Below are 12,707 nucleotides of genomic sequence, written 5' to 3'. Positions count from 1 at the left end.
AGCACCCTACGGGAAGGCCAGCTTCACGAGCGTGCCCCCACCGGGGGCGGGACCTGCGGAGACGGAACCGCCGTGGCTGTCGACGACCTGGCGGACGATGGCCAGGCCGAGGCCGGAGCCGGGCATGGCGCGGGCGCCGGAGGCGCGGTAGAAGCGGTCGAAGACGTGCGGGAGGTCTTCGACGGCGATGCCGGGGCCGTGGTCGCGGACGGTCAGGACGCCGTCGCGCAGCAGGACCTCCACGGTCGCGCCCGAAGGGCTGTACTTGGCGGCGTTGTCGAGCACGTTGCCGACCGCGCGGGCGAGCCGGTCGGCGACGCCCAGGACGACGACCTGGTCGAGTTCGGAGGTGTACCTGGTGCGCGGCCAGTGGGAGGAGGCGCGGACGATCTCCCGGGAGACGATCTCGTCGAGGCGCAGCGGCTCCACGAGCGCCTGGGGTTCCTCGTCGCGGGCGAGTTCGACGATGTCGGAGACCAGGCCGGTCAGTTCCTCGATCCCGCTGATCATCGCGGCGGCCACCTCCTCCCGTTCGTCGGCGGGCAGGCGGCCGCGCTGGAGGAGTTCGGCGTTGGTGCGGACCGCCGTCAGCGGGGTGCGCAGCTCGTGGGAGGCGTCGGCGACCAGGCGTTTCTGGGCCTTGGCCGAGCGTTCGAGGGCGTCGAGCATGGTGTTGAAGCTGCGGGCCAGGCTGCCGAGTTCGTCCTCGCCGGTGACGTCGATCCGGGTGGTCAGGTCGCTGGTGTCGGTCACCCGCTGGGCGGCGTCCTTGAACTTGCCGACCGGGCGCAGGCCGGTCCAGGCGGCGATCCAGCCCAGCGCCCCCGACAGGCACAGGCCTCCCAGGGCGATGGCGAAGAAGGGCCAGCCGAGGTCGGTCACCTCGGCGAGGCCGGCCAGCACGCCCGACGGCGGGCGGTAGCCGTAGCTGCCCATCGCCGACTCGAAGCGGTTGCAGGTGATGCGGTAGGCCGCGTAGACGACCACGCTGACGCTCACCGCCCCGGCGAGCGCCGAGGCCAGGGCCATCCGCCAGTGGAGTTTCACGAGCGCTCCCTGAGTGCGTAGCCCAGGCCGTGGACGGTCTGGATGAGCCGGGGTTCGCCGTCGGCCTCGGTCTTGCGGCGCAGGTAGCGGATGTAGACCTCCAGGGAGTTCGACCCGGGGGTGAACTCGTAGCCCCAGATCCGCTCCAGGATGACCTCGCGGGTCAGCACCTGGCCGCCGTTGCGGATCAGCAGCTCCAGCAGGGCGTACTCGGTGCGGGTGAGGTCGAAGACGCGGGTGCCGCGGCGGGCCTGGCGGCGGTCGGGCATCAGGTGCAGGTCGGCGAAGGAGGTCTCCGGGGGCGGGGCGGCCCGCCGCAGCAGCGCGCGGACGCGGGCGAAGAGCTCCTCCAGGGCGAACGGCTTGACCAGGTAGTCGTCGGCGCCGGCGTCCAGACCGGCCACCCGGTCACCCACGCCGTCGAGCGCCGTCAGCATCAGAACCGGGGTGCGGTCGCCGTTCTTGCGGAGGCGGCGGCAGACCTCCAGGCCGTCCATGTCGGGCATCATCACGTCCAGGACGACCACGTCGGGAGCGTTCCCGGCGATGGCGGCGAGGGCGGTGACGCCGTCGACGGCGCTGGCCACGCGGTGGCCCTCGACGCGGAGCGCGCGGGCGATGGCGGTCCGCACTTCGGGCTCGTCGTCCACGACGAGCACTCGGGTCTCTGGCACAGCGGACATTCTGCCGTCGGTTCATGAAAAGTCGCTGAGTAAAGTAAAGAATCCGACATACCTCTTAAAAGGGACGAACGTTCTGAGATTGAATCGTTATCGGGCTTGAACGCGTCCCTGCTCCGGCGCGTATCTCAGCTCGGAGACGAAGGAGTGCGATGACTACCTCTACGGACACCACCACCCGCCGCATCGACCGCTTCCCCGGTGCTCACCGAGCTGAGGACCTGATGGGATCGCATGTCGGGATCGACATCCGTACGGCTCTCCCGCAGCGGGAGCTGCGCCCGCTCCTCGACGACGCGTTCCAGTGGCTGCGCTGGGTCGAAGAGACGTTCAGCACCCGGCGGCCCGACAGCCAGCTCAACCGGCTGGCGCGCAAGGAGATCACGCCCGAGGAGGCGGCGCCCGAACTGACCGAGGTCCTGCAGCGCATCGCGGAGCTCGACCGGATCACCGACGGGTTCTTCGGCGGCTCGACCGGCGAGTCGGCGGGGTCGGGGTACGTGCGCGACTGGGCCCTCGAACGGGTGTCCCGCGCGCTGGCCGCCGCCGGGGCGGTGGACCACTGCGTCAGCGCCGACGGCGACGTCCGCGTCCGGGGATCGGCCCGGCCGGGGGTGCCCTGGCGGGTCGGGCTCAAGGACCCCAGTGAAGGGGCCGTGTCACGCGTCGTGTTCGCCCACGACCTGGCGGTCGCCACCGCCGAGCGGCCGAACGGCTCGGGCGCGCAGGGCGACCTGGCCTCCGTGACCGTCGTGGGGCCCGACCTCGCGACGGCAGGGGCGTACGCCACGGCGCTGCACGCCATGGGCTCGGTCCGGGCGCGCCGGTTCGCCCGGGAGATCGCGCTGCCGAAGGACACCCAGGCGACCCCCTACGACGTGATGCTCACCGGGCTCGACGGCCGGGTGACCAGCACGCCGGGGTTCCTCGTGTACGGACCCGACGTCAAGGCGAGCTAGTCGTCGAGGTCGTTGTGTTTGGAGAGGTACTCGATGTAGACCGGGCGCAGTGCCTCTCCCAGCTTGCCCTCGCCGGCGGCCATGGCGTCGCTCAGCAGCGCGGAGACCCTGCTCAGATCGTTGGCGGTCTCCTCCTCGCGGCCGCTCGCACCCTGGGCGGCCGGGATGACCTTCAGCAGGTCCCACAGGAAGCCGAAGTCGCCGTGGCGCACGGCATACCGGACCGCGCGGTCGTGCAGTTCCTTCGCGGAGAGCTGTTCGAGCTGGTCGACGTTCATGATCTGGCCCACCCCCAAGCGGTGATTTCCCGGGACGATCACCACCTATGCCCAACAACGGGTCAGAGTCACACGACCTTCGCCCAGACGGGGGCGGACATGCGAGGATCACCCTCGTGAAATACATCGTCAAGATCCTCGTGGTCGCGGCGGCCTTGTGGGTGTCGACCCGCGTCGTCGACGGAATCACGGTCGGCGGCGAGTCGACCGCCAAAGAGATCGGCACGCTGCTCGCGGTCGCGCTGATCTTCGGGGTGATCAACGCCCTCCTGAAGCCGATCATCAAAACGATCGGCTGCGCCTTCTATGTCCTCACGCTGGGTCTGTTCGCGCTCGTCGTGAACGCCGGCCTGCTGCTCCTGACCAGCTGGATCGCCGATCAGCTGACTCTCCCGTTCGAGGTCGTCGGTTTCTGGGCGGCCTTCTGGGGAGCGATCATCATCGGCGTGATCTCCTGGCTGCTCGACCTGATCCTCGGAATTGACGACTAGGACGGTCCTGCTCGACGGCTCGACCCTGACCTGCGACGAGGTCAGGGCGGTCGGCTACGGCACGGCGACGGTCGAGCTGGGCTCCCCGGCCCGGGCCGAAGACGCCTTCGCCGCCGCCCGGGAGCAGACCGGCCCGGTCTACGGCCGCACCACCGGCGTGGGGGCCAACAAGGACGTCGAGGTGCACGAACCGGGCCTCGACCTGCTGCGCAGCCACGCCGGAGGCGCCGGGCCGCTGGTCGAACCGGCCCGCGCGACCGCGATGCTGACCGTCCGCCTCAACCAGCTCCTCCGGGGCGGTTCCGGCATCGACCCGGCGCTGCTGCCGGTGCTGGCCGAGGCGATCAACGCGGGGGCCGCCCCGCCGATCCGCCTTTATGGGGCGATCGGCACCGGCGACCTCACCGCCCTGTCGACCACGGCCCTGTGCCTGCTCGGCGAGACGCCCTGGAACGGTCCGCGTTTCCCGCTGGCCTCCGCCGACGCCCTGCCGTTCATCAGCTCCAACGCCCTGACCCTGGCCGACGCCGCGCTGGCCTGCGCCGATCTGGCCCGGCTGCTGGAGGCGTCGGTGCGGGTCGCCGCCCGCACGTGGCGGGCCGCCGGGGCCTCGGTCGAGCCGCTCGCGTACGAGGTCCAGCGCGCCCGCCGCCACCCCGGTCAGGCCAGGGTCGCCGCCGCGCTGAGCGCCCTCCTCGACGACCACTCCCCCGCGGGCCGCCTCCAGGATCCCTACGGCTACCGCGCGCTGCCGCAGGTCCACGGCGCGGCGTTCGACGCCCTCGACGTGGCCCGCCGCGCGGTCACCATCGACATGAACTCGGCCGCCGAGAACCCGCTGATCGCCGGCGAGGCGGCCTGGCACAACGGCAACTTCCACACCGCCCCGGTCGCGCTGGCCCTCGACGCCCTGCGGGCCGCACTGGTGCAGACGGCGTCGCTCTCGACCGCCCGGCTGGCCACCCTGATGGAACCGGCCTACACCGGCCTGCTGCCCTTCCTGGCCGGGTCGCCCGGGAAGTCGGGCGCGCTGATCCTCGAGTACGTCGCCCACGACGCCCTCGCCTCGCTCCGGCAGCTGGCCGCGCCGGTGACCCTGGGCGGCGCGGTCCTGTCGCGCAGCGTCGAGGACCACGCGGGCTTCGGCACCCAGGCCGCGCGGGCCTGCCTGGCGGCGCGCGAGCCCTACGAGATCATCCTGGCCTGCGAGCTGGTGGCCGCCGACCGCGCCCTGGCCATCCGGGCCGGCGAAACGCCGGAAGACCGATCACTGGAGGCCGAGATCGACGCGGCCCGATCAGCATTGGCGGACTGACCGCGTCGAAACCACCCGGCAGCCCGGCCGCACGACACCGGCCGCTTCGGAGCCGCCCGGTCAGCGGCGACCGACCGACCCCCGCTCGCGCAGCGTCGGCTTCTGCACCACCCGGCGGCGCCGCAGCGTGCCGTCGGCCGCCCCCAGCACCAGCCTGACCGCCGACCGGACGATCGTGTCGAGATCCCAGCTCACCGTGGTCAGGCCGAGCAGCTCCGACATCGGATGGTCGTCGTAGCCCATGACGGAGACGTCGCCCGGAACCGACAGGCCCAGGTCGCCGGCGGCCTTCAGGACGCCGTAGGCGATCGAGTCGGAGAAGCAGAACACCGCGCTCGGCCGGTCCCTGAGCACGGCGCGGGCCGTCTCGGCGGCCGGGCCGAGGGCCTGCGGGCAGGTCGCCACGGTCGCCTCCAGGCCGAGCCGGGCGGCCTCGGCGGTGACCAGGCGGTCGGCGGGGCGGTCGGGCGTCTCGGCCAGGGTCGAGGTCAGCACCGCGACCCGCCTGTGGCCGCGACCAGCCAGGTATTCGAGGGCCAGCGTGACCCCGCTCTGGTTGTCGAACACCACCTCGGCGGCGGTCCGGGCCTCCTTCAGGGCGTCGCCGATCGTGACGAGTGGGATGTCCTCCGCGATTCCCGCCCAGAACGGCGCGGCCGGGTCGACCGGCTGCACGATCAGCCCGTCGACCCCCCGCAGCTGCCGGGCCAGGGTGCGCTCGCGGTCGGGGTCGCCGGCGGCGTCGAGGATGAGGCCGTAGTGGTCCTTCTCGCGCAGCGACCGGCCGATGCCGACGGCCAGCGACTGCTGCCAGAGGTCTTCGAGCGAGCCGCAGAGCACCCCGATCATCCCGGTACGCCCGCTCGCCAGCGCCCGCGCGTTGGGATCGGCCTCGTAGCCGAGCTCGGCCGCGGCGCGGCGGACCCGGTGCATGGTCTCCTCGGAGACCTGGAGCCCCCGTAGCGCGTAGCTGACGGCGGCGGTGGACAGGCCGGTCGCCTGCGCCACCTCACGGATCGTCGCTCGCTTCCGTTGGGGCATCGATCCAGCGTACTTGACACATATGGGGTGAAACGGTTCACTGAAGCGAATCAGTGAAGCGGTTCACTAGCCTCAGATCGATATACCTGTATTATTAGTAGGGAATTCGGGTTGGAGGAGGCGGAGATGGCTGTGGACGTGCACCAGCACCTCTGGCCTGCGCCTTTCCTCGACGCGCTGCGATCACGGACCGCCAACCCCCGCCTCGACGGCTGGACCCTGCTGCTCGACGGCGAACCGGCCTACGAGGTGAACCCGGCCGACCACGACCCCGCCGCCCGGGCCAAGCTCAACGCCACGCTCGATCTCGCGCTCGTCTCGTTGTCGAGCCCGCTGGGCATCGAGCACCTCCCGCCCGACGAGGCGTGGCCGCTCATCGACGCCTTCCACGAGGGCGCGGCGGCCCTCCCCGAGCCCTTCGGCTTCTGGGCGTCCGCGCCGGTCACCGACGTCTCCGTGCCGAAACTGACCGAGGCGCTCGACGCCGGAGCGGTCGGCCTCCAGCTTCCCGCCACCGCCGTGCAGGACGCCGACGGGCTCGCGCGGGTCGCCCCGCTGCTCGACGCCCTGGGCGAGCGCCCGCTGTTCGTGCACCCCGGGCCGGCCTCGGCGCCCGGCACCCCGCCCTGGTGGCCGGCCGTCGTGCCCTACGTGCAGCAGATGCACGCCGCCTGGTACGCCTTCCAGGCGTTCGGCCGGGCCCGGCACCCTCGGCTCAACGTGTGTTTCGCGCTGCTGGCCGGCCTCGCGCCGCTGCACGCCGAACGTCAGATCACCCGCGGCGGCTCGGGCCGCGGCCAGGTCGATCCGGCCGTGTTCGTGGAGACCTCGTCCTACGGCCCCCGGGCCGTCGACGCGGTGATCAGGGAACTCGGCATCGACGTGATCGTCAACGGGTCCGACCGCCCTTACGCCGAAGCGCCGGTGCTCGACTTCGGGCCGGCCGCCCGGCACGCCATCACCGTGGCGAATCCCGCCAGATTGCTGACACGAAAGGAGCCGTCCTCATGAGCACGCCCACCCTCCCGGTGCCCGCGACCTGTCCCCCGGCCCCTTTCGAGTCGCTGCCACCACGCGCGCTCGACCGGCGTGAGCTGCGGGAACTGGTCGACGACCTGGCCGTCAAGCCGGAGCTCTGGCAGGAGCACCTGTCGTTCGAGGGTTCCGCGGACGGCGGCCGCCACTACGCCTCGCTCTACCGCGACGCCTACGTCGACGTCTGGCTGCTGTGCTGGCGGCCCGAGGACGACACGGGCTGGCACGACCACGACGTCTCGTCGGGCGCGGTCAACGTGGTCCGGGGCACGCTGGTGGAGGCCAACCCGCGCATCGGCGGCGAACACCTGGAGACCAGCGTGAGCGCCGGGACCTCGTTCAGCTTCGGCCCCGACCACATCCACCGCCTCACAGGGGCGGAGCACGGGAGCGTGTCGATCCACGCCTACTCCCCGCCCCTGTGGCGGCTCGGTCAGTACTCGATCAGCGACGACGGCATGATGCGCCGCCAGTCGGTGAGCTACGCCGACGAGCTGCGGCCTGTCGACTGAGTCACCTGTCCGAGCTGAGCACGGCGCGGGGCATCGAGGGGTCGTCGGCGAAGATGCCGTCGATCTCCTGCTCGAACAGGGCCGCCGCGAAGCCCATGACGTTGCCGACCGCGCGCGGAAACGCCGGGTTGGCCGGGTTGCCGAACTGGTAGTCGACCGGCAGCTGCGAGTTCTCGTTGCGCAGCGTCCAGGCGTGCACGATCAGGTCCTCGCGGTGGGCGTCGTGCACCAGGCGGGTCGGCGCGGTGGTGCGGCCGTCGGGGCCGACCGGGAGGATCCGGCGGGTGTTGACGCCGATGCCGTTGGCGTAGGCGCGGATCTCGCGCAGGCCCTCGCGGGTGACCATCTGGTCGTAGGTGAGGGTCGCGGTGTCGAACGGCTTGCCGGCGGCGTCGATGAGCTGGGCCAGCTTGAGCTTGGTCTTCGGGCGCAGCGCCTTCAGGTTGCCGACCTCGAACGACTGGATGATGACCGGGTCGCCGGAGCGGGTCCAGCCGTAGCGGGAGAGCACGTCGAGCAGCGGCTCCTCCAGGGAGAGGCCGATGGAGTCGAAGTACGTGGGGTGCTTCGTCTCCGGGTAGATGCCGACCTCGTGACGCTGCGCCAGCTGGATCACCTCCTCCAGGGTGGGGATCTCGGCCAGGCCGTTGAAGGCGGCGTTGTTCGGCCGCAGGTCGGGGATGCGCTCGGTGGCCCGCAGGGTCTTCAGCTCGGCGAGGGTGAAGTCCTCGGTGAACCAGCCGGTGATCGGGCGGCCGTCGATGATCTTGGTGGTGCGGCGGCCCGCGAACTCGGTGCGGGTCGAGACGTCGGTGGTGCCGCCGATCTCGTTCTCGTGCCGGGCGACGAGCACGCCGTCCTTGGTGGAGACGAGGTCGGGCTCGATGTAGTCGGCCCCCAGGGCGATGGCCGCCTCGTACGAGAGCAGGGTGTGCTCCGGACGGACGGCGCTGGCGCCCCGGTGACCGATCACGGTGACGTCGCCGAAGCGGCGCTTGGCGGACGCGGGGGTGGTGCCCATCAGGGCGCCGGCGGCCGTTCCGGCCGCGAGCACGGTGATCGCGCCTCTGCGCGTGAGACTCATGGGCCGGACGGTAAAGGGGTGAGGTGAAGATCAGGTGCCGTGCGGTTGACGTGCGGCGAGATAACCCAACACCAATTGCACCCCGCAGACGCCGAGCCCCACGACCAGGGGAACCGTCCAGTTCCCGCTGACCTGGTAGATGGCGCCGATCACGACCGGGCCGATGGCGGCCAGGGTGTAGCCGGTCGACTGGGCGACGGCCGACAGGGCGGTGACCGAACGGGGGTCGGGGGCGCGCAGCGTGATGATCAGCAGCGCGAGCGCGATCGACGCGCCCTGGCCGAGGCCGAGCACGATCATCCACAACCACGGGACGGTGGTCGGCCAGAACAGCACCCCGACGTATCCGACGATGGTGATCACGGCCGCCCAGACGACGTGCGGTACCTGCGATTTCGCCTTCCCCGCGTGAATCGGCACGGTCAGGGTGGCGGCGATCTGGGCCAGGTTGGTGAGGCCCAGGAGGTATCCGGCGTCGTCGGCGCTGAGCCCGGCGTCCTGGAAGATCGTCGGCAACCAGGCGAGCATGATGTAGAAGGTCATCGACTGCACGCCCATGTACGTCGCGACGTACCAGGTCACCCGCCGCCGCATCAGCGCGCGGAAGGGGCGCGGCGCCTGCGGAGGGGGCGGGGTCGGGGGCTTCAGCACCTGCGGCAACCAGACGATCGCCGAGACCAGGGCGAAGACCGCCGTCGTGGCGGCGGCCCAGCGCCAGCCCATCTCCTGGGCCAGCGGCACCATCACGGCCGAGCCGAGGGCGGCGCCGCTGACCAGGCTGGTGACGTAGAGGCCGGTGAACAGCCCCACCCGGTCGGGGAAGTGCTGCTTGACCAGGCCGGGCATGATCACGTTCATGAACGCGATGGCGGTGCCGGCCATCGCCGCGCCCAGGTAGAGCGTGACCACGCCGCCGGAGCTGCGGATCACGACTCCGGCGATCAGCAGCAGCATGCCCGCCATCAGGGTGCGGTCGAGACCGAGGCGGGAGGACAGGATCGGGCCCAGCGGGCCCAGCAGGCCGAGGCACAACAACATGACGGTGGTGATGGCCCCGGCCGCGGCGGGGGATAGGGACAGGTCGGACATGATCTCGCCCAGAAGCGGCGAGACTCCGGCGAGCGCCGGTCGCAGGTTGAGGGCGGCCAGGACGAACCCGGCGACCAGCAACAACCAGCCGTTCTTTCTCATGACCCCCGAACCTACAAGATCGGTCAAAACGGATATACGGCGATGTCACCCTGGACGGTCACCCACTGGGTGTGGGTGAACGCGTCGGCGTTCGCGCGGGGTCCGCCGAACCTCGATCCGGTGCCCGAGGCGCCCAGCCCGCCGAAGGGCGCGACCGCCTCGTCGTCGACGGTCTGGTCGTTGATGTGCACGATCCCGGTCGGGATCTGCTCGGCCAGGTGCATCGCCTTCATGACGTCCCGGGTGAGGATGCCGAGCGACAGGCCGTACTCGCTGTCGCCCGCCAGGGCCACCGCCTCCTCGATCGTGTGGAAGGGCATGACGGGGGCGACCGGCCCGAACACCTCGTTGTCGTACGCGGGCCCCGCCCCGGCCAGCACCGTTGGGCGGTAGAACAGGTCCTCGTACGTGCCGCCCGCCGCCAGCCGCGCGCCCGCCTCGACGCTGCCGGTGACCAGGGCGTGCACCTTGTCGCGCTGGCCCGCCGAGATCAGCGGCCCGAGGGCGACCTGCTGGGTGGCCGGGTCGCCCACGGGCAGGTGGTCGGCCTTGGCGGCGAGGCGCTCGACGTACTCGTCGGCCAGCGAGGCGTGCACGAGGTGGCGGCCGGTGGTCATGCAGATCTGGCCCTGGTGCAGGAACGAGCCCCACGCCCCGGCCGCGGCGGCCAGGTCGAGGTCGGCGTCGTCGAGCACGACCAGCGCCGAGTTCCCGCCGAGCTCCAGGTGGGCGCGCTTGAGCAGGCGTCCGCACGCCTCGCCGACCCTGCGCCCGGCGGCGGTCGAGCCGGTGAACGAGATGACCGGCACCAGCGGGTCGGCGACCAGCGCCTCCCCCGCCTCGGGCCCGCCGGGCAGCACGTGCAGCAGCCCTTCGGGCAGCCCGGCCTCCTCCAGCACCCGGGCGATCACCACGCCGCCGGAGACGGCGGTCCGGGGGTCGGGCTTCAGCACGACGGCGTTGCCCAGCGCCAGCGCGGGCGCGACCGACCGGATGCCCAGGATCAGCGGCACGTTGAAGGGCGCGATCACGCCGACCACCCCGACCGGGATGCGCCGGGCCAGGCTGAGCCGCTTGCGGTTGGTCGGCAGGATCTCCCCGGTCGTCCCGGAGGCCAGCGCGGCCGCCTCGAAGCACTCCTGCGCGGCGACGTGGGTCTCCAGGCCGGCTTTCGGCGGTACGGATCCGGTCTCCCGGATGATCCACTGGTGGATCTCGTCGGCGTACTGCTCGAAGAGGGCGCCCGCGCGGCGGAGCACGGCGGCGCGCTCCTCGAAGTTGGTCGCCGCCCACTCCTTCTGCGCCTCGGCGGCCCGGCGGGTGGCGGCCCGCACGTCGTCGGCCCCGGCGACGCCGATGCGGCCGAGTTCGCCGCCGGTGGCGGGCTCGACCACGGCCGCGTCACCCGCCTGCGAGGCGACCCAGCCGTCGCTGAAGATCCGGCCGGTCCAGAGTTTGGGGTCCAGCAGGGACATGAGACCTCCTACGGAGTGACTGCTATGTCGAGAAGAAGGGGTTCTGACCGTTCTGTCAGGGTCGGGATGACCGCGTCAAGGGTGTCGACGAGGGTGGTCCGGTCGCCGATCTCGACGGCGGCGCACCCCTGGGCCCGCGCCAGGCCCGCGAGGCTGATCCCGGGAAAGTCCGAGAGCACCACGAACAGCGCCCCGACGCCGTAGTGGGCGGCGCTCCAGAGGGCCTGGACGCCGTACATGGCCGACCCGTCGCCGACGACCGCCACCACCGGACGGGCCGGCAGCGCCATCCGCAACCCGGCCGCAGCCGGGAGCGCGAACCCCGGCCCGCCGGTCGCGGCCGAGACCAGCCCGAGCGGGCGGCGGGCCGGCAGCAGCCGGTGCAGGTCGGGCCGCGACGAGGGGGTCTCCTCGACCACGACCGTCTCCGGGGGCAGCCGTTCGGCCAGCGCGGCCAGCACGTGGGCGGCCCGGAACCCCTCGCCGGGCTCCGGGACGACCCTGTCGACCGCGCGGGAGTCGCGCGGCCGCACCAGCTCGGCCAGCCGCCGGGCGGCCACCCCCGGATCGGCCCGCAGCGCGACCTCGGCCGAGCTGCGGTGCAGTTCGGCGGCGTCGTCGGAGATGACCGCGACGGTGGTGCCCGGCGGGGTCGACGACCCCTCCCGGTAGGGGTGCTGGCGGAACGCCGCCGCCCCCACCACCAGGACCACATCGTGGCCGCCGAGCGCACGGCCCAGCGACCGGCGGTCGGCCGGGAGCACCCCGGCGAACAGCCGGTGGTCCTGCGGGAACCCGGCGCGCGCGCCGGACGGCTCCTGGAACACCGGCGACCCGAGCCGTTCGGCCAGCGCGACCAGCCCCGCCCAGGCCGCCGGGGAGTCGGCGCCCGTGCCCGTCACCAGCGCGGGCGACCGGGCGTCGTCGAGGAGTTCGGCCACCGGGGCGAGCTCTCCGTCGCCCACCGCCCTGGTCCTGACCACCTGCCGCGGGGCCGGGATCCCGAGGCCGGAGCCGGGCGCGTCCCAGTCGTCCTCGGGCACGACGACCAGCGCGGGGCCGCGCCCGGTCACCGCCTCGTGGCGGGCCCGCGCGATGGCGCCCGGCACGTCCTGCGCCCGCGCCGGGGTGCTCACCCACACGGCGTGGTCGCCGGTGAGGAACGGCTCGTCGACCAGGTGGCGGCGGCCCGGCCGGCCGACCAGCACGACCAGCGGCGCGCGGTTGGCCCGTGCGGTGGCCAGCGCGCCGACCGCGTTGCCGAGCCCCGTCGCGGTGTGCAGCAGCACCAGCGCGGGGGCGTCGCGGGCGACGGCCCAGCCGGTGGCCATGCCGACCACCGCGCTCTCGTGCAGGGCCAGCACCGGCCGCAGCTCAGGCGGCCGGCCCGCCAGGAGCGACGCCCCGGCGGCGGCGTGCGCGGCGAAGACCGTGGTCAGGCCGGTCTCCCTGAGCAACGCGACGACCTCTTCACGCACACCATGGGGTGATCTGTTCAGAGTCAGGTCCTCCAGTCGGCTCGGATCCGCGCCCGCTGAAGGGCCGTCCATCTGGGATACGCACGGCTCCCACTGGGGCGAAGTTCGTCATCCGAACGAT

13 protein-coding genes are annotated in these 12,707 nt (G+C 72.4%); 5 read left to right on the top strand and 8 right to left on the bottom strand.

All coding sequences use genetic code 11. From position 1 onward, the window contains the following. Positions 1-6: 6 nt before the first annotated feature. Both AW271_RS32795 and AW271_RS32790 read right to left on the bottom strand, forming a co-directional pair. On the bottom strand, positions 7-1,047 hold the full coding sequence (locus AW271_RS32795; RefSeq protein ID WP_218008240.1) for a HAMP domain-containing sensor histidine kinase: 1,041 nt from the start codon (positions 1,045-1,047) through the stop codon (positions 7-9). Next, a complete protein-coding gene (locus AW271_RS32790; RefSeq protein WP_062341478.1) occupies positions 1,044-1,730 on the bottom strand; it encodes a response regulator transcription factor in 687 nt (228 codons plus the stop codon). The genes AW271_RS32795 and AW271_RS32790 overlap by 4 nt, the downstream gene beginning before the upstream one ends. Positions 1,731-1,879: 149 nt before the next feature. Here AW271_RS32790 and AW271_RS32785 point away from each other — a divergent pair, with 149 nt between their 5' ends. Next, on the top strand, positions 1,880-2,686 hold the full coding sequence (locus tag AW271_RS32785; RefSeq protein WP_083977579.1) for an FAD:protein FMN transferase: 807 nt from the start codon (positions 1,880-1,882) through the stop codon (positions 2,684-2,686). Here the strand turns inward: AW271_RS32785 and AW271_RS32780 are convergent. Continuing rightward, positions 2,683-2,964, bottom strand: a complete 282-nt coding sequence (locus AW271_RS32780; RefSeq protein ID WP_062341535.1) for a hypothetical protein — start codon at positions 2,962-2,964, stop codon at positions 2,683-2,685. The genes AW271_RS32785 and AW271_RS32780 overlap by 4 nt on opposite strands. A gap of 116 nt (positions 2,965-3,080) precedes the next feature. On the opposite strand from AW271_RS32780, the gene AW271_RS32775 reads away from it, so the two are divergent. Continuing rightward, positions 3,081-3,455 (top strand): phage holin family protein, encoded by a 375-nt coding sequence (locus AW271_RS32775; RefSeq protein ID WP_062341476.1) that lies wholly within the window; start codon positions 3,081-3,083, stop codon positions 3,453-3,455. After that, positions 3,445-4,770 (top strand): aromatic amino acid lyase, encoded by a 1,326-nt coding sequence (locus AW271_RS32770; RefSeq protein ID WP_062341475.1) that lies wholly within the window; start codon positions 3,445-3,447, stop codon positions 4,768-4,770. Before AW271_RS32775 ends, AW271_RS32770 begins: the two co-directional genes overlap by 11 nt. A gap of 60 nt (positions 4,771-4,830) precedes the next feature. On the opposite strand, the gene AW271_RS32765 is transcribed toward AW271_RS32770, so the two are convergent. Beyond that, positions 4,831-5,811: a LacI family DNA-binding transcriptional regulator gene (locus AW271_RS32765; RefSeq protein ID WP_062341474.1), complete on the bottom strand. Its 981-nt coding sequence runs from the start codon at positions 5,809-5,811 to the stop codon at positions 4,831-4,833. Positions 5,812-5,937: 126 nt separating this feature from the next. On the opposite strand from AW271_RS32765, the gene AW271_RS32760 reads away from it, so the two are divergent. Both AW271_RS32760 and AW271_RS32755 read left to right on the top strand, forming a co-directional pair. After that, the gene (locus AW271_RS32760; protein ID WP_062341473.1) at positions 5,938-6,822 is read left to right on the top strand and encodes an amidohydrolase family protein; all 885 of its coding nucleotides are present in this window, start codon (positions 5,938-5,940) and stop codon (positions 6,820-6,822) included. After that, positions 6,819-7,358, top strand: a complete 540-nt coding sequence (locus AW271_RS32755; RefSeq protein WP_062341472.1) for a cysteine dioxygenase — start codon at positions 6,819-6,821, stop codon at positions 7,356-7,358. Before AW271_RS32760 ends, AW271_RS32755 begins: the two co-directional genes overlap by 4 nt. Position 7,359: 1 nt before the next feature. Here AW271_RS32755 and AW271_RS32750 read toward each other — a convergent pair whose 3' ends face one another. From AW271_RS32750 to AW271_RS32735, 4 genes are read right to left on the bottom strand one after another with little or no spacing between them, the layout of a single operon-like run. Then, positions 7,360-8,442 carry a glycerophosphodiester phosphodiesterase gene (locus AW271_RS32750; protein WP_083977577.1) on the bottom strand — a complete coding sequence of 361 codons (1,083 nt, stop codon included), beginning with the start codon at positions 8,440-8,442 and terminating at the stop codon, positions 7,360-7,362. A gap of 30 nt (positions 8,443-8,472) precedes the next feature. Then, positions 8,473-9,633, bottom strand: a complete 1,161-nt coding sequence (locus AW271_RS32745) for a CynX/NimT family MFS transporter (protein ID WP_062341471.1) — start codon at positions 9,631-9,633, stop codon at positions 8,473-8,475. 23 nt (positions 9,634-9,656) lie between these two features. Beyond that, a complete protein-coding gene (locus AW271_RS32740) occupies positions 9,657-11,108 on the bottom strand; it encodes a benzaldehyde dehydrogenase (RefSeq protein ID WP_062341470.1) in 1,452 nt (483 codons plus the stop codon). Positions 11,109-11,116: 8 nt separating this feature from the next. Beyond that, positions 11,117-12,586, bottom strand: a complete 1,470-nt coding sequence (locus AW271_RS32735; protein ID WP_245653317.1) for a thiamine pyrophosphate-binding protein — start codon at positions 12,584-12,586, stop codon at positions 11,117-11,119. Positions 12,587-12,707 lie beyond the last annotated feature (121 nt).

The organism is Herbidospora sakaeratensis, from assembly GCF_001570525.1.
Classification (GTDB): Bacteria; Actinomycetota; Actinomycetes; order Streptosporangiales; family Streptosporangiaceae; genus Herbidospora; species Herbidospora sakaeratensis.
The sequence above is the reverse complement of the archived record's forward strand: the minus strand, read 5'-3'. Positions and strand labels throughout refer to the sequence as shown.